This window comes from Agrobacterium sp. 20P9.1.2 (assembly GCF_057799395.1).
Map to the genome: position 1 here is coordinate 907,268 of NZ_JBYOKI010000001.1, position 15,379 is coordinate 922,646.

Annotated in this window: 15 protein-coding genes and 1 pseudogene; 8 read left to right on the forward strand and 8 right to left on the reverse strand. The window is 58.2% G+C overall.

Translation table 11 applies throughout. The annotated features are described in order from the left end of the window. Positions 1-107 precede the first annotated feature (107 nt). Entirely contained in the window at positions 108-896 is a 789-nt protein-coding gene (locus AC27VJ_RS04470; RefSeq protein WP_488682965.1) for an SDR family oxidoreductase, read from the reverse strand. Positions 897-1,291: 395 nt separating this feature from the next. Between AC27VJ_RS04470 and AC27VJ_RS04475 the strand changes: the two genes are divergently transcribed. The 3 genes from AC27VJ_RS04475 to AC27VJ_RS04485 all read left to right on the forward strand — a co-directional run bounded on the left by AC27VJ_RS04475 (position 1,292) and on the right by AC27VJ_RS04485 (position 4,449). Further along, positions 1,292-2,956 carry an electron transfer flavoprotein-ubiquinone oxidoreductase gene (locus AC27VJ_RS04475; RefSeq protein WP_488682966.1) on the forward strand — a complete coding sequence of 555 codons (1,665 nt, stop codon included), beginning with the start codon at positions 1,292-1,294 and terminating at the stop codon, positions 2,954-2,956. Positions 2,957-2,982: 26 nt separating this feature from the next. Continuing rightward, entirely contained in the window at positions 2,983-3,507 is a 525-nt protein-coding gene (locus AC27VJ_RS04480; RefSeq protein WP_488682967.1) for a GNAT family N-acetyltransferase, read from the forward strand. A gap of 198 nt (positions 3,508-3,705) precedes the next feature. Beyond that, positions 3,706-4,449: a pentapeptide repeat-containing protein gene (locus AC27VJ_RS04485; RefSeq protein ID WP_488682968.1), complete on the forward strand. Its 744-nt coding sequence runs from the start codon at positions 3,706-3,708 to the stop codon at positions 4,447-4,449. A 214-nt stretch (positions 4,450-4,663) separates the two neighbouring features. On the opposite strand, the gene AC27VJ_RS04490 is transcribed toward AC27VJ_RS04485, so the two are convergent. Beyond that, positions 4,664-5,680, reverse strand: coding sequence for a zinc-binding alcohol dehydrogenase family protein (locus AC27VJ_RS04490; RefSeq protein WP_488682969.1), 1,017 nt, complete (start codon positions 5,678-5,680; stop codon positions 4,664-4,666). Between the two features lie 104 nt (positions 5,681-5,784). Here AC27VJ_RS04490 and AC27VJ_RS04495 point away from each other — a divergent pair, with 104 nt between their 5' ends. Together AC27VJ_RS04495 and AC27VJ_RS04500 are read left to right on the forward strand one after the other, a co-directional pair. Next, positions 5,785-6,186: a winged helix-turn-helix transcriptional regulator gene (locus tag AC27VJ_RS04495; RefSeq protein WP_488682970.1), complete on the forward strand. Its 402-nt coding sequence runs from the start codon at positions 5,785-5,787 to the stop codon at positions 6,184-6,186. A gap of 124 nt (positions 6,187-6,310) precedes the next feature. Continuing rightward, entirely contained in the window at positions 6,311-7,147 is an 837-nt protein-coding gene (locus tag AC27VJ_RS04500) for an undecaprenyl-diphosphate phosphatase (protein ID WP_488682971.1), read from the forward strand. 70 nt (positions 7,148-7,217) lie between these two features. On the opposite strand, the gene AC27VJ_RS04505 is transcribed toward AC27VJ_RS04500, so the two are convergent. The 5 genes and pseudogenes from AC27VJ_RS04505 to AC27VJ_RS04525 form a co-directional block, all read right to left on the reverse strand. Beyond that, positions 7,218-7,499: a helix-turn-helix domain-containing protein gene (locus tag AC27VJ_RS04505; protein ID WP_488682972.1), complete on the reverse strand. Its 282-nt coding sequence runs from the start codon at positions 7,497-7,499 to the stop codon at positions 7,218-7,220. Next, positions 7,496-7,826 (reverse strand): annotated as a pseudogene (locus AC27VJ_RS04510) (type II toxin-antitoxin system RelE/ParE family toxin). The gene AC27VJ_RS04505 and the pseudogene AC27VJ_RS04510 overlap by 4 nt, the downstream one beginning before the upstream one ends. An 88-nt stretch (positions 7,827-7,914) precedes the next feature. Then, positions 7,915-8,367 carry a GNAT family N-acetyltransferase gene (locus AC27VJ_RS04515; RefSeq protein WP_488682973.1) on the reverse strand — a complete coding sequence of 151 codons (453 nt, stop codon included), beginning with the start codon at positions 8,365-8,367 and terminating at the stop codon, positions 7,915-7,917. 121 nt (positions 8,368-8,488) lie between these two features. Continuing rightward, positions 8,489-9,859: a magnesium transporter gene (mgtE, locus tag AC27VJ_RS04520; protein WP_488682974.1), complete on the reverse strand. Its 1,371-nt coding sequence runs from the start codon at positions 9,857-9,859 to the stop codon at positions 8,489-8,491. Positions 9,860-10,153: 294 nt separating this feature from the next. Continuing rightward, on the reverse strand, positions 10,154-10,744 hold the full coding sequence (locus tag AC27VJ_RS04525) for an NAD(P)H-dependent oxidoreductase (protein ID WP_488682975.1): 591 nt from the start codon (positions 10,742-10,744) through the stop codon (positions 10,154-10,156). Positions 10,745-10,823: 79 nt separating this feature from the next. Here AC27VJ_RS04525 and AC27VJ_RS04530 point away from each other — a divergent pair, with 79 nt between their 5' ends. Continuing rightward, positions 10,824-11,435: a TetR/AcrR family transcriptional regulator gene (locus AC27VJ_RS04530; RefSeq protein WP_488682976.1), complete on the forward strand. Its 612-nt coding sequence runs from the start codon at positions 10,824-10,826 to the stop codon at positions 11,433-11,435. Positions 11,436-11,499: 64 nt separating this feature from the next. On the opposite strand, the gene AC27VJ_RS04535 is transcribed toward AC27VJ_RS04530, so the two are convergent. After that, positions 11,500-12,747 carry an MFS transporter gene (locus AC27VJ_RS04535; protein WP_488682977.1) on the reverse strand — a complete coding sequence of 416 codons (1,248 nt, stop codon included), beginning with the start codon at positions 12,745-12,747 and terminating at the stop codon, positions 11,500-11,502. 230 nt (positions 12,748-12,977) lie between these two features. On the opposite strand from AC27VJ_RS04535, the gene AC27VJ_RS04540 reads away from it, so the two are divergent. Beyond that, on the forward strand, positions 12,978-13,889 hold the full coding sequence (locus AC27VJ_RS04540) for a diacylglycerol/lipid kinase family protein (RefSeq protein WP_488682978.1): 912 nt from the start codon (positions 12,978-12,980) through the stop codon (positions 13,887-13,889). A 117-nt stretch (positions 13,890-14,006) separates the two neighbouring features. Further along, positions 14,007-15,377, forward strand: coding sequence for an aspartate aminotransferase family protein (locus tag AC27VJ_RS04545; RefSeq protein ID WP_488682979.1), 1,371 nt, complete (start codon positions 14,007-14,009; stop codon positions 15,375-15,377). The last annotated feature ends 2 nt before the right edge of the window (positions 15,378-15,379 follow it).

Sequence of the window (15,379 nt, forward strand, 5' to 3'; positions counted from 1 at the left end):
TTTGCGTGGTCGCATTTAATTAAAATGCTGATGCATCTGCGGTTTTTATAATAATTATCGAAAATAACTATTCTGGAGCCGCGTTTACGGCTCCAGAAACGCTCCGATCAGATGGATTTCGCCGCGCCGCCATCCACCCGCAGCATGGTGCCGGTGATGTAGCTTGCAGGTTCCGAGCAGAGGAAAGCACCGGCGGCGGCGAATTCCTCGACCTTGCCGAGGCGACCAGCTGGGATGGTTTTCAGCGAGGCTTCGCGCACCTCTTCTACGCTCTTGCCGAGCCGTTTGGCATTGGCGCCATCCAGCTCATCGATGCGATCCGTGTGGATGCGTCCGGGCAGGAGAAGGTTGGCGGTGATGCCGGAACCCGCCACTTCCGTCGCCAGCGTCTTGTTCCAGCCCACCAGCGCGCCGCGCAGAGTGTTGGAAAGGGCGAGATTGGGGATGGGCTCGAAGACACCCGAGGACGCGACGGTGAGAATACGACCCCAGCCCTGTTCCTTCATCTGCGGCAGGAAGGCGCCCGTCAGCGTGATGACGCGCAGAACCATGGACTGGAAGAAGGTTTCCAGCTTGTCGATGGTGATATCCTGCGCCGTGCCGGGCGTCGGGCCACCGGTGTTGTTGACGAGAATATCGATGCCGCCGAGCTTCTCCTTCACGGCCTCGACCATGGTTGCGACGAAATCTTCCTGCGAAAGATCACCCTGCACCCAATCCGCCTTGCCCTTGCCTAGCGCATTGATGGCCTCGGCATTGGCGGCCAGCTTTTCGCTGGTGCGCCCGACCAGCAGCACATGCGCGCCTTCTTTGGCCAGCGCCGTTGCAATGCCAAGTCCAAGGCCACGAGACGATGCCAGAACGAGTGCGCGTTTGCCGGAAATGCCGAGATCCATTGAGTATCCTCCTGAAAGTGTTGAGGGTGGTTATAAGCGGGGATGCGGGAGTTTTGAAGGTGCGGTTGGGTTTATTTGGATGAGCATTGCAGAGATGGACGCACTGTCTTGCGCATTCCCAACGTATGCTGAGGCCTCCCCACCTTGACCTCTTCACAAATCCCGTCAATTTACGTGAACGTAAGAGTAAGATATTACCAATGCACTCGATAATGTAATAAGCCTGAACAGGATTTGCCGCAGTTCAACCTCGACAACGGCTTTGTGCTTTGCGAAGAAGAATTGAGACGATGGCTGAAAAGCGGGCAAGTGCGGCGAGGGAGGTGAACCCTCCGGCTGCGGGCGCGTTGGGTAAAACAAGACCGGATGGGACCGGTTAAGCTGAGAGGATGGACATGACGGAAGCGATGGAACTGCCGGAACGCGAAGCAATGGAATTCGACGTTGTTATCGTCGGCGCTGGCCCTGCCGGTCTTTCGGCGGCGATACGGCTGAAGCAGGTCAATCCCGATCTTTCCGTCGTGGTGCTGGAAAAAGGCGCGGAAGTCGGTGCGCATATCGTTTCCGGCGCAGTGGTCGATCCCATCGGCATCGATCGTCTGCTGCCCGGCTGGCGCGAAGAGGAGGGGCATCCCTTCAAGACGGAAGTCAAGGACGACCAGTTCCTGCTGCTGGGTCCTGCTGGCTCTATTCGCCTGCCCAACTTCGCCATGCCGCCTTTAATGAACAATCACGGCAATTACATTGTTTCGCTCGGGCTCGTCTGTCGCTGGCTGGCGGAAAAGGCGGAAGCGCTGGGCGTTGAAATCTACCCCGGCTTTGCAGCAACCGAAGTGCTTTATAATGATGCGGGTGCGGTGATCGGTGTTGCCACCGGCGACATGGGCGTGGAGCGCAATGGCGAGCCCGGCCCGGCCTTCACCCGCGGCATGGAACTGCACGGCAAATATGTGCTGATCGGCGAAGGCGTGCGCGGCTCGCTGGCCAAGCAGCTGATTGCGAAATTCGACCTGTCGAAAGACAGCGATGTCCAGAAATTCGGCATCGGCATCAAGGAGCTGTGGCAGGTCAAACCGGAAAACCACCGGCCCGGCCTTGTGCAGCACTCCTTCGGCTGGCCGCTGGGCATGAAGACCGGTGGCGGATCGTTCCTCTACCATTTGGAAGACAACCTAGTGGCCGTCGGCTTCGTGGTGCATCTCAACTACAAGAACCCCTATCTCTATCCCTTCGAGGAATTCCAGCGTTACAAGACGCATCCGGCCATTGCCCCGACATTCGAGGGCGGCAAGCGCCTGTCCTATGGCGCGCGCGCGATTACCGAGGGCGGGTATCAGTCTGTACCAAAGCTGACCTTCCCCGGCGGTGCGCTGATTGGCTGTTCCGCCGGTTTCGTCAACGTGCCGCGCATCAAGGGCAGCCACAACGCCGTGCTCTCTGGCATGATGGCGGCGGACAGACTGGCCGATGCTATCGCCGCTGGTCGCACCAATGACGAGGTCATCGAGATCGAAAATGAATGGCGCGGCAGCGACATCGGCAAGGATCTCAAGCGCGTACGCAACGTCAAGCCGCTGTGGTCCAAGTTCGGCACCGCTATCGGCGTGGCGCTGGGCGGGCTTGATATGTGGACCAACCAGCTGCTCGGCCTTTCCCTGTTTGGCACGCTGAAACACGGCAAGACGGATGCGGAAAGCTTGGAACCCGCGAAATTCCACAAGCCTATTGCGTACCCCAAGCCAGATGGCGTCCTGACTTTCGACCGCCTGTCATCCGTCTTCATTTCCTCCACCAACCATGAGGAAGACCAGCCTGTGCACCTGCAGGTGAAGGACATGGACTTGCAGAAGCGCTCCGAACACGATGTCTACGCCGGACCTTCGACACGCTACTGTCCCGCCGGTGTTTACGAATGGGTGGAAAAGGACGGCGAGCCAACCTACGTCATCAACGCGCAAAACTGCGTCCATTGCAAAACCTGCGACATCAAGGACCCCAACCAGAACATCAACTGGGTACCGCCGCAGGGCGGTGAGGGGCCAGTTTACGCGAATATGTGACCGAGGTTTCGCAGAGGGCAAATCCGATGGTGAATATCCGTGCCGCGCGGATCGATGAGTTTGCGCGGCTGGCAGAGATAGAGCTCGATGCCTTTGCAGTCTGGGCGCAGGCCTGCGACGTGACATCAGAGCCATCATCGGCACCCGACTTTATTCTTCGTCAAAGTCTCGATCAGGATTTGTTGCTGGTTGCAGAAGATGCCAGGGAACGTGTAGCTGGTTTTGCCGCAGGGCATGCGACGGGACGCTATCTCTATATCGTAGAGGTCGATGTAGAGACCGCCGCACAGGGAAAAGGCATAGGCCGCGCTTTGATTTTGGCGCTGCTTGCCAAGGGTTTTGAAGCTGGACTGAAGCAAGCTGTGCTGACGACAGACCGTTTCGCTCCATTCAACGCTCCCTTTTACGCAAAGCTAGGATTCCGCATTCTGGAGGCAGATGAAATTCCTCCCTTTCTACAGGAGAGGTTGGACAGCCAGATATCTTCCGGCCTCGATCCTGAACGCCGCGTTGCCATGCAGATGGATTTGCACCACGACGTTGCGCGGTAGTTTTGAGCCGATAGTCAGTGACGTTGAAGGCACCTGATCTCTCCCGGTTTTTAGAAAAATAGTGTCGTCAATTTTTGACTGGAACAAATGTCTTCCAGTTTTGGTATTTGCAGGATTATCGCGAATGCCATACTTGTATGGGTGTAGCCCGACAGGCGTGGATGGACATGCTGGCAAGGTCGGGTGTGGGAGCAGATGATGAAGACGGCAGCAGGCAATGTTTTTTCTCAGCGCGGGCCGGGGCTTGTTTGCGGGGTGGTTCTGACGGTGTTTGCCGCGGTGACCCTGACGGCGAACCACAGCCAGGCGGCCAGCTGCCGCGCCGATGCCGGTGCCGGGATTGACTGGAGTGCGTGCAACAAGCGGCTTTTGATGCTGGGCGGCAGCATGCTGGATGGCGCGGATTTGCAGGGAACGGATTTCACCTTTACCGATCTTCGCGGCTCGTCTTTCAAGAAGGCCAATCTGGAGAAAGCCAAGCTCATCCGCACCTCGCTCGCCTCATCGCAATTGCAGGACGGCAATTTCATCAAGGTGGAAGCCTATCGCGGTGATTTCAGCGATGCGGACGCGGAAAACGCCAAGTTCAACAATGCGGAAATGCAGCGCGCCAGCTTCCAGAACGCCAAGCTCGTCGGCACGGATTTCTCCAAGGCGGAACTTGGGCGTGCGGATTTCGAAGGCGCGACGCTGACCGGCGCGAAATTCACCATGGCCAATCTTTCGCGTGCCCGCTTTGATGGCGCGAAATTCACCGGGCCGATTGATTTCGAAAACGCGTTCCTTCTTCTCGCCCGCATCGAAGGGCTGGACCTTTCGGCAGCCACCGGGCTGGAGCAGAAGCAGATCGACATTGCCTGCGGTGATCCCAAGACCAAGCTGCCGCAGGGGCTGACGACGCCGACGTCTTGGCCTTGCCCGGAGGATCCGGACGAGGATTGACCGATAGGTTTGCGGGTGGGGCTCACCCCCCACTCTCCTGCCGGACATCTCCCCCACAAGGGGGGAGATCGATTCGTGGTTAGCTCTCGGACATCTTGAATGCTGCGGATAGAGTGGGAGCGTGCGCCCAGCTGATCTCCCCACCTGTGGGGGAGATGCCCGGCAGGGCAGAGGGGGGCTGGCGGCAATCTCAGTCGGTCACTTTTGCCCGCCATCAAAACCCCGACAAAACAATCTTCCCCCTAGCAGTACCACTCTCAATCAAAGCATGCGCCTTCATAAGATTGGCCGCGTTGATGGTGCCGAAAACCTCGGTCATCGTTGTCTTGATCTTGCCCGCATCCACCAGTTCGGAAACGTGGTTGAGAAGATTGTGCTGTTCCAGAATATCAGCCGTTTCAAACACCGGGCGGGCGAACATCATTTCCCAGTGGATGGAGATTGCCTTGCGCTTGAACGGCATGGCATCGAAGCCGCCTGCGGGATCATCGATCAGGCAGAAGCGGCCTTGCGGGGCGATGAGGGCGACGCTGTCGGCGGCGTGAAGGTCGCTTTGGGTGGTGGAGAAGACGAAGCTAGGGGCGCCGAGGCCCAGCGCTTCCACCTGTGGGGCAAGCGGCTGGCTGTGGTCGATGACATGATGCGCACCGAGTGACTTGGCCCATTCCTTGGTTTCCGGGCGCGACGCGGTTGCGATAACGGTGAGGTCGGTCAGTTGCCGTGCAAGCTGGATGGCGATGGAGCCGACTCCGCCTGCGCCACCGATGATGAGGATGGCATCGGCTCCACCGGCGACGGGGTCTTTCACCTTCAGCCGGTCGAATAGCGCCTCGTAGGCTGTGATGGCGGTGAGCGGGAGGGCGGCTGCTTCTTCGAAGCTGAGGCTCTTTGGCTTCTTGCCGACGATGCGCTCATCCACCAGATGGAATTCGCTGTTGGAGCCGGGGCGGTTGATGGCACCGGCGTAAAACACCTCATCGCCCGGCTTGAACAGGGTCACACCTTCGCCGACGGCCTTGACGATGCCGGCTGCATCGAAGCCCAGAATGCGGGTCTGGCCTTCTTCCGGCGGCTGGTTGCGGCGCACCTTCGTATCGACGGGGTTGACCGACACGGCCTTCACCTCGACCAAGAGATCATGACCCTTGGCTTCCGGCACGGGCACATCGAGGTCAACAAGCGCATCTGAATCCGTAATGGGTTTTGCGCTTTTGTAACCGATAGCACGCATGGCGTTTTCTCCTTTGCTTGTTGCGTTGACCTCTATTTGATAGAGATGAGCAAACACCGCAAGAATGCACATATTCTGTATATACGCACAAAAAGGATACTGTGATGTCCCGTCCGCGCGCCAAATTGACCGGTAATTTTCCTGGTTGTCCGGTGGAATCCACGCTGAGTTTTCTGGATGGAAAATGGAAGGGCGTGATCCTCTATCACCTGATGAATGAGGGTACGCTGCGCTTCAACGAGCTGCGCCGCCACATTCCCAGCGTCACCCAGCGCATGCTGACCAAGCAGCTGCGCGAGCTGGAAGAGGCGGGGCTGATTTCCCGCAAGGTCTTTGCCGTGGTGCCACCGCGCGTTGATTATGACCTGACGCCGCTCGGGCTCAGCATGCAGCCTGTCATCGTCGCCCTGAAGGCATGGGGCGAGACGCATGTGATCTGCAAGGACGGCGAAAAGCGTGTGGTTTCTCCGCCAGATTTGATCAGGCCACTGGAGGCTGCCGAATAATCCGGCGATACTGACCATCGTTTTCGTGTGTTCGATTCTTTCAAAATTTTCCGCAGTGCAACATTGATCTGCCCGGATTGCTTCATAGCGTCGCGGCAGTGATTCTCAGTCAGGGACGACAAGCATGGGTATTGGTTGGATCGAGGCCGCGATTCTCGGTTTTATTCAAGGTCTTACGGAATTTTTGCCAATTTCCTCCAGTGCGCATCTGCGCATTGCCGGAGAGTTTCTGGGAACGGGTGAAGACCCGGGCGCCGCCTTCACCGCCATTATTCAGATCGGCACCGAACTGGCGGTTCTGGTCTATTTCTGGTCCGATATCATGCGCATTGCCATGGCATGGCTTCGCCAGAACCTGCGCCTCGGTGGCAATTTCGATCCGGCAGATGCGCGCATGGGTTGGCTCATCATCATCGGTTCGGTGCCGATCGTACTCTTGGGCCTGCTCTTCAAGGACGCCATTGAGACCTCGCTCCGCAACCTCTACATCACCGCCGTCATGCTGATCGTCTTCGGTATCATCCTCGGTTATGCTGATAAAATCGGCAAGAAGAAGTACCCGCTGAACAAGCTCATCTGGCGCGATGGCATATTGTTCGGCTTCGCACAGGCCATGGCGCTGATCCCCGGCGTTTCCCGCTCCGGCGGCACGATTACGGCAGGCCTGCTGCTGGGTTACACGCGAGAAGCAGCGGCACGCTATTCCTTCCTTCTCGCCGTTCCCGCCGTCTTCGGTTCCGGCTTTTACCAGCTTTACAAGAGCATCGGTCAGGTCAACCCGGTCGGCTGGGGCCAGACGGCGCTCGCCACGCTGATATCCTTCATCGTCGGATACGCCGTTATCATCGTCTTTCTCAAGCTGGTTTCGACAAAGAGCTATATGCCGTTTGTCTGGTACCGCGTGGTGCTGGGCGTGGTGCTTCTGGTGCTGCTGGGCACGGGTACGATCAGCGCCGCGTAATCGCGCATAACACTAGCAGGCTGCTCCGGCGTTAGAGCCGGGGCATCTCTTCTCGGCAGTGTCCGGCAAATCATGCCGCGTCTAAAACCTGCATTTCAACATGCAGGCCAGCTGCAAATGCCATGTTGACCAGAGTATCCAGCCCGAACAGATTGATCTTGCCACGCAAGAGATCCGACACGCGCGGTTGCGTCACGCCTAGCTTTTTTGCTGCTTCGCTCTGCGTCCAGCCTTTGGTGTTTATGTGTCGCTCAAGCGCCATCATCAGCCTAGAGCGCAACTTCATATTTTCCGCTTCGGCGCTAGTGTCTTCGATTGCATCCCAAACGCTTTTAAAGCTCTCGGTGGTCATTGGGATAGCTCCTTCACCAGCTCATCGTAACGTCTTGTTGCCATGTCGATGTCCGTTTTGCCGGTTTTTTGCGTTTTCTTTTGAAAGCAATGCAAAACGTAGATCGCGTCACTGAATTTGGCGACATAGATCACACGAAACGCACCACTCTCGTCTCTGATCCTGATTTCCTGAACGCCCTTTCCCGATTGTCGCCATGGGCTTCCAATCGGTCGGCATCATTTCGTTCTGGACCTTGTCCAACTGATAGCCAGCTTCTCGCCGCGCCGTTTCCGGGAAAGCACGTAAATCACTGAGGGCACTACCGCGAAACCTGATCGTCTTCATATCACAATTATACAAAAATTTATATACTATTTGCAGTTTGGCCAAAACAGGATTGTTTGGCCGCGTTATTAAACGGATCCAACCAACCTCATCCGCTTGAAATACGAAACACATCCAAACCGCCCACATCCTCTTCCAGAAGCGTAAAACCCTGTTTCAGATAATAGGGACGCTTGTCTGCGGTTGCGCAGAGGTAGCAGGTGTCGTGGCCGAGTTGGGCGACGTGTGCGCGGCTGCGGGTGATCAGTTGTGCGGCGATGCCCTGGCGTCGAAAATCCGGCTCCACCCAGAGGGCTGCGATCCATGGGGCGTAATCGGGGCGCTCGTCCAGGTCGTTTTCGATGATGAGGACGGAACCGATGTAGCGGTCGTCGTCATGGGCGACGAGTGCTGCGGGGATGCCGTCTTTTTCAAGCATCGGGGTGAGGTGGGCGCGGTAGTCTTCGAGAGGGACGCCGCTTTCCGTCCACCATGCGTGCCAGCCGCGATCTGCTATCGTGTCTGCAAATGTCGTATAGTGTCGAAGATTGGAAATCTGCAAAGGCCCGTCCCTGTTTGAATCATCGTCGCAACGCAAGGTTACAAGCTTTTGAAAAGACCAGGCAAGGGCAAGAGGTAACCGGCCGCAAATGCGATGCGACCGGTTTTTGTAAAGGTGTTGCTTACAGCAGCGTTCCGCTCAGGATCAGCAGCGCGACCGAGAAGTAGATAACGAGGCCGGTCACATCGACCAGCGTTGCCACGAAGGGTGCCGATGCGCTGGCGGGGTCTAGGCGCAGGCGCTGCAGGATGAAGGGCAGCATGGAGCCGGCCAGCGAGCCGAAGGTGACGATGCCGACGAGGGCCGAGAAGACGGTGAAGCCGACCAGCAGCCAGTGTTCGCCGTAATCATAGAAACCGGCCTGTTGCCAGACGGTGAGACGGACAAACCCGATGGCGCCGAGGATGGCACCCAGCGTCAGGCCTGTTGGCAGTTCACGCAGCAGCACCCGCCACCAATCCGACAGCTTCAGTTCGCCCAGCGCCAAAGCCCGGATGATGAGCGATGTGGCCTGCGAACCGGAGTTGCCGCCCGAGGACATGATGAGCGGGATGAACAGCGTCAGCACGACGGCCTTTTCCAGCTCTCCTTCGAAATGCTGCATGGCGCTGGCCGTCAGCATTTCACCGAGGAAGAGGGCGGACAGCCAGCCTGCGCGTTTGCGGATCATGTCGGCAAAGCCCATCGTCATATAGGGCTTGCCGAGTGCTTCCATACCACCAAATTTGTGGGCGTCTTCCGTGGTATCGGCAATCATGGTGTCGATGACGTCATCTACGGTGACGATGCCGAGAATGTGGGCGTGCTCATCCACCACAGGAATGGCCAGAAGGTCATGCTTGCGGATAAGGCGGGCAACATCCTCCTGCGACATCAGCGGATCGGCATAGGTGATGCCTTCCTTGGACGCGACGGTGAGGATGGATGCGGAGGGTTCACCCGTGACGAGGCTGCGCAGGGTGACGACCTTGGTCAGCGTTCCGTCTTCGGCCAGCACATAGATGGCATAGACCGTTTCGCGTGACCGCTCAACGATGCGGATATGTGCTAGGGTCTGTTCCACCGTCCAGCGATCCGGCACGCTGACGAACTCCGTGGTCATCATGGAGCCAGCCGTGCGGGGCGGATAGGTCATCAGGTGCTGAATGGCCGTGGCCGTTGCGCGGTCCAGCCGCGAAAACAGCTTGGCGCGGGGCTCGTCGTCCATCTCCGCCATGACGTCTGCCACACGGTCGTCTGACATGAGGTTGACGAAGCGGGCAGCCTGTTCCAGTGGAATATGGGCGACGATCTCTGCGGCGTGGTGCAGTTCCGGACGGTCCAGAACGGCAACGGCCTTTGCCTGGGGCATCTTCAGCAATGCATCGACGGCATCAGGCACGTCGAGCGTGTTCAACTGATCGACGCGTTCTGCAATGGTGGTGGGGCCAATGCTGCTGCTGAAAAGACGTGCAGCTTTGCCAGCTCTTTGGGAGAGGTTGTGAAAGTTCATGATTGCTCACCTTCGAGTCGATCCGCCGATCTCGGCGGAACGTGGTGAGCCGACAGGAGTCAGATCAGGGTACGTCTCGCCGGTCTCGGCAAAGGCAATCGACTACTACTGTCGCTAGACATCAAACGATGCTCCGTGGATATCCGCGCCAACCCGAAAGGTTGCGCGTAACTCATGTGGTGCGCCTGAATCTGCGCTTAGTCAAGCGGGCCAAATATGAAATTTTGGCAATGCTGGTTTGTGGTGAATGGGGCGCTGAATTTGCACCCTCATTCATGAGATTAAGCGCAGCAGTTACGCAGCAAATATCTTGCGGCCAAGAGCATGGGCGGTATCGAGATGATGTGTGAAATCATTGGCTTGATCAGGAACCATGAGTTCCGAGGTTATGACCTTTGCGCCGCAGTAATCAAATATCCCGTGGTCGATCTGCGTTCGCATAGCGCTGAAATAACCGTGGCGTGCGTAGGTGCGCATATCGGCACCGCCAATGGCGACCAGATGCACCTTCAGCTCATTGAGTTTCTTGATGATCTTGCCGTCGCCATTGTCGGAATAGGCCCAGCCATTTGTGAACACGCGATCAATCCAGCCCTTCAGTTGCCCAGGCATCGACCACCAGTAAACGGGATAAACGATGATGAGCGCGTCGGCGCGATCCAGCCGTGCATGTTCGGCGGTGACATCAGCAGTGGGTTCGGCCTGTCCGAGCATCAGCGCGATATCATCCTGCGTGTAGCGAGGGTCGAACGCTTCGGCTGCTAGATCTGCGAACTCATGAGAATGCCCGCCTGCCGAGCCGGCGATGCCGTCTGCAATGCGCGCTGCAACGGCGTGCGTCAATGAGCCGGGATTTGGGTGCGAGGTGACGATGATGGCATGCATGGGGAGAACTTTCTTTGATGATTGCGAACGGGTCGTCCGCGCTATATACTATTAGTAAGTTACCAATGGTATATAGCGGATGTCAAGCAGCAAACAACCAGAAGAACCAGCACGTCGCATACGCCTGACGCGGGAGCAGAGGCACCGGCAATTGATGGACGTGGCCTGGAAGCTGATTCATGACGAGGGTGCGGACGCCCTGACGCTCGGGCGTCTCTCGGAAAAAGCGGGCGTTACGAAGCCCGTCGTGTACGATCAGTTCGGCAGTCGGGAAGGGCTTCTGGCGCAGCTTTATCAGGAATTCGACGCCAACCAGACCGCGATCATGGACGATGCCTTGCGGGCCTGCGAGGCGCGGTTGGCCGATATCGCCACGGTCATTGCCTCGTCCTATGTCAACTGCGTGTCGCGGCAGGGCCGGGAAATACCGGGCATCGTGGCGGCCCTTGCGGGTTCTCCCGAACTTGCCATCATCAAGAAGCAGTATGAACAGGGTTTTCTCGAAAAATGCAGAGGGCTGCTGGCTCCCTTCGCAGGAGAAGGCGCGATTTCGTCGGCAGCTCTATGGGGCATGCTCGGTGCCGCAGAGGCGCTATCAAACGCTGCCACCAATGGTGACATAACGCCGGAAGAGGCAACCGACGAATTGTTTGCGACGATTGTTGCGATGGTGGAGAGAGTCAGCCGCTGAAAGCGTCCTGCCCTAGGAAGTGATCCATGGACAGGAATAAAGGGGGCGTGATGCCACCCAAGGCCTATTGAGCGAGGGCCTTCTCGCGCCGTTCCAGCGCCACCGCAAAAGCAAAAACGATGAGGCCGCCGAGCGAGAGAACCGCGCCGATGTAACCGGTCGAGGCATAGCCGTAACCCATGGCGATGACGACACCGCCCAGCCATGCGCCGAGCGCGTTGGCGATGTTGAAGGCGGAGTGGTTGGAGGCGGCGGCGAGTGTCTGGGCATCTGCTGCGACATCCATCAGGCGCGTCTGAACCGCAGGGCAGGCGGCAAAGCCGCAGCCTATAAGGAAGACGCACAGGCACAGCATGTATGGATTATGGGCGGTGAGGCCGAAGAGCGCCATCAACACCACGTTGAAGGCCAGCATGCCGCCAATCGTGCCATTGAGAGAGTAATCCGCCATGCGCGAGCCGACGACATTGCCGACATTCATGCCGATGCCGAAGAGTGCCAGAACCATGGAAACGGTCGAGACCGGCATCATGGCAACATCTGTCGTGGTTTTGGCGATGTAGCTGAAGACGGCAAACATGCCGCCGAAACCAACGGATGCCACGGCCAACGTCAGCCAGACCTGTACGCGTCTGAAGGCACCGAGTTCGCGCCAGATGCTGGCACCTTCCTGCACCTTGTCTCGCGGCTGGAAGAACCACAGCAGGGCAACGGTCAGCAACGCGATGCCGCCGACCATCATGAAGGCGGCGCGCCATGAGAATATCTGGCCGAAGAAGGTGGCAAGCGGCGTGCCGAGAAGAGTGGCGATGGTGAGCCCCAGCATGACGCGGCCAACGGCGCGGGCGCGCTTATGGATGGGCGCCATGGAGGCGGCAACCAGTGCTGCGACGCCGAAATACGCGCCATGCGGCAGACCGGTGATGAAACGCAAGGCGGTGAAGGTGGCGAAATCCGGCGCGATGGCGCTGAGAATATTGCCCGCTGCAAACAGCCCCATCAGCGCCAGCAGAAGCACGCGCCGCGTCATGCGCGCAGCCAGCACGGCAATGATGGGCGCGCCGATGACGACACCAATCGCGTAGGCCGCAATCACATAACCCGCCTGCGGAACAGTGACGCCATAGGTCGTCGCCACTTCCGGCAACAGGCCCATAATGGCGAATTCACCCGTGCCGATGCCAAAACCACCAGCGGCAAGCGCCAGTTCAATAAGGGCGATGGAGAGGGGTGTGAGCGTTGCCGCAGGCAAAGCCGCAACAGCTTCGGCTTCCGCATCAGGGCGGTTTTCGGAGAGATGTGTATGGGTCATGATTTCTGCGAAGAGTACGAAGAAAAAAAGGGCAAGACCGAAAGATTTCGGCCTGCCCTGACTGGAAGTGTTGGTCACTAAAATGACCTTATCACACGCATACCATCAAATTGTGCGTCGCGGTAGTATCTGATTCTGCAAATTGTGCGGCTCACGCAAAGGTGTTTGGAACGGAAATCATTTTATTTCATTTAGGGTCGCGCTTTGCGTGTAACAGGGGCTGATAAGCAATGAAGCTGGTGGCGATTTTAAACCGCGATGGCGGTACCTTCAAAACCACCGACATGGACGCTTATTGCGAGCATGCTCAGACGGTTTTCAAGAATGCGGGGCATGACATCGAGTGCCGTCTCGTCTCCGGCAAGGATATTGTCGCGGAAATGGAGCGCACCGCCGACGACAAGGGGCTGGACGGCCTGATTGCGGGCGGCGGTGATGGCACGATTTCCGCTGCCGCCGGTATTGCCTGGAAGCACGGCATAGCGCTCGGCGTGGTGCCTGCTGGCACGATGAACCTCTTTGCCCGCTCGCTGAAACTGCCGCTCGACATATGGCAGGCGGTGGATACGCTGGCCGAGGGGCATGTGCAGAATGTGGATATTGCCAGCGCCAATGGGCGGCCTTTCGTGCACCAGTTTTCCGCTGGTCTCCACGCCCGCATGGTACGGTATCGCGACAAGATGGAATATGCCTCCCGATTGGGCAAGATACGCGCGAATATCCGTGCTGCCATCGGCGTGGTCTTTAATCCGCCTGTCTTCGATATGGAATTCACCGTTGACGGCAAGACCGAGCATCGACGCGTCTGCGCCATTTCCGCTTCCAACAACGAATTTGGCCAAAGCCCGCTTCTGGTGGCCGATGACATCACGCGCGGCCATCTCGGCCTTTACATTGCCGATGCGCTGACGCCATCCGGCGTGACGGGTCTGGCGATCGATATTCTGCGCGGCAAGCTGAAGGAAAATGCCGCCGTGACGGCGATGGCGGTGCCGGAGGCGGAGCTGCATTTTCCCAAGAGCCGCCATGACGTGAAATGCGTGATGGACGGTGAATTGCTGCCGATGAAGCGTGATGTGACGCTGAAAATTCATGCGGGCGAACTAAAGGTCATTGTGCCGAAAGACTTCGCAAACCTCTGATATTGCTGACCTCTCACCTCTGTTCACAGAGGCGTGGGACATGATGCGGCGGCCTTGCAAATTGCCGCCGCCCCGGCCATGTTGCACCCATGAAAGCCAATGGGAGTGCATGACGCGATGAACGAAAATGCCGGGACGATCTCAAACCTCGCCGCCATCGACGCCGCTCACCACTTGCATCCCTTTTCCGACATGGGCAAGCTGAATGCCACCGGCACACGCATCATAGAGCGGGCCGAAGGCGTGTTCATTTACGACAGCACCGACAAGAAATATCTGGATGCCTTTGCTGGTCTGTGGTGCGTCAATATCGGTTATGGCCGTCGTGAAATCACCGATGCAGTTTCCCGGCAGATGAATGAGCTGCCCTATTATAACGCCTTCTTCGGCACCACGACGCCGCCTGCGACACTGCTGGCGCAGAAGATCGCGTCCCATGCCGGGCCGCACATGAACCATGTGTTCTTCACCAATTCCGGTTCCGAGGCCACCGATACGTGGTTTCGCATGGCGCGGGTTTACTGGAAGGCGCTGGGCCACCCGACCAAGACGCAGGTCATTGCGCGGCGCAACGGCTATCACGGCTCCACCGTGGCGGGTGCATCGCTGGGCGGTATGACGTGGATGCACGAGCAGGGCAACCTGCCCATCGAAGGTGTTTCCCATATCGGCCAACCCTATTGGTATGCCGAGGGCGGTGACCTGACGCCTGCCGAATTCGGCCTGAAGGTCGCGCGGGAGCTGGATGCCAAGATCGATGAACTGGGCGAGGAGAATGTCGCCGCATTCGTGGCCGAGCCCATTCAGGGCGCGGGCGGAGTCATCGTGCCGCCGGAGACCTATTGGCCGGAGATCGCCCGCATCTGCAAGGCACGCAACATTCTCTTGGTGTCCGACGAGGTCATCTGCGGTTTCGGACGGTTGGGATCATGGTTTGGCTATCAGCATTTCGGCTATGAGCCGGATCTGGCACCCATAGCCAAGGGCCTGTCGTCAGGTTATCTGCCCATTGGCGGCGTGCTGGTCTCGGACCGTGTTGCGGAGGTGATGTTAAGCGAGGTGGGCGATTTCAACCACGGCTTTACCTATTCCGGCCACCCGGTCTGTGCAGCGGCGGCGCTCGAAAACCTGCGGATCATCGAGGATGAGGGGCTGGTGGAGCGGGTGCGCGACGACATCGGCCCCTATTTCCGGCAAGGTTGGGAAAGCCTGCTGGGTCATGCGGTGGTGGGTGAGGCGGTCAATGTCGGCCTCATCGGCGGGCTGCAACTGACGGCGGACAAAGCGACCCGCAAACGCTTCGACAAGCCCGACGATATCGGTACGCTGGTGCGTAACCATTGCCTGGAAAACGGGCTGGTCATGCGCGCCACCGGCGACCGCATGCTGGCATCGCCAGCCTTCATCATCGCCCGGTCGGAAGTCGACCAGATCATCGAGACATTGCGCAAGGGGCTGGACCACTTGGCGCACACAGTAAGGACATAAAA

What these genes read in the sequence shown, in the direction of transcription:
- AC27VJ_RS04470 (WP_488682965.1), bottom strand. Translation starts at nt 896, where the DNA reads ATGGATCTCGGCATTTCCGGCAAACGCGCACTCGTTCTGGCATCGTCT.
- AC27VJ_RS04475 (WP_488682966.1), top strand. Translation starts at nt 1,292, where the DNA reads ATGACGGAAGCGATGGAACTGCCGGAACGCGAAGCAATGGAATTCGAC.
- AC27VJ_RS04480 (WP_488682967.1), top strand. Translation starts at nt 2,983, where the DNA reads ATGGTGAATATCCGTGCCGCGCGGATCGATGAGTTTGCGCGGCTGGCA.
- AC27VJ_RS04485 (WP_488682968.1), top strand. Translation starts at nt 3,706, where the DNA reads ATGAAGACGGCAGCAGGCAATGTTTTTTCTCAGCGCGGGCCGGGGCTT.
- AC27VJ_RS04490 (WP_488682969.1), bottom strand. Translation starts at nt 5,680, where the DNA reads ATGCGTGCTATCGGTTACAAAAGCGCAAAACCCATTACGGATTCAGAT.
- AC27VJ_RS04495 (WP_488682970.1), top strand. Translation starts at nt 5,785, where the DNA reads ATGTCCCGTCCGCGCGCCAAATTGACCGGTAATTTTCCTGGTTGTCCG.
- AC27VJ_RS04500 (WP_488682971.1), top strand. Translation starts at nt 6,311, where the DNA reads ATGGGTATTGGTTGGATCGAGGCCGCGATTCTCGGTTTTATTCAAGGT.
- AC27VJ_RS04505 (WP_488682972.1), bottom strand. Translation starts at nt 7,499, where the DNA reads ATGACCACCGAGAGCTTTAAAAGCGTTTGGGATGCAATCGAAGACACT.
- mgtE (WP_488682974.1), bottom strand. Translation starts at nt 9,859, where the DNA reads ATGAACTTTCACAACCTCTCCCAAAGAGCTGGCAAAGCTGCACGTCTT.
- AC27VJ_RS04525 (WP_488682975.1), bottom strand. Translation starts at nt 10,744, where the DNA reads ATGCATGCCATCATCGTCACCTCGCACCCAAATCCCGGCTCATTGACG.
- AC27VJ_RS04530 (WP_488682976.1), top strand. Translation starts at nt 10,824, where the DNA reads ATGTCAAGCAGCAAACAACCAGAAGAACCAGCACGTCGCATACGCCTG.
- AC27VJ_RS04535 (WP_488682977.1), bottom strand. Translation starts at nt 12,747, where the DNA reads ATGACCCATACACATCTCTCCGAAAACCGCCCTGATGCGGAAGCCGAA.
- AC27VJ_RS04540 (WP_488682978.1), top strand. Translation starts at nt 12,978, where the DNA reads ATGAAGCTGGTGGCGATTTTAAACCGCGATGGCGGTACCTTCAAAACC.
- AC27VJ_RS04545 (WP_488682979.1), top strand. Translation starts at nt 14,007, where the DNA reads ATGAACGAAAATGCCGGGACGATCTCAAACCTCGCCGCCATCGACGCC.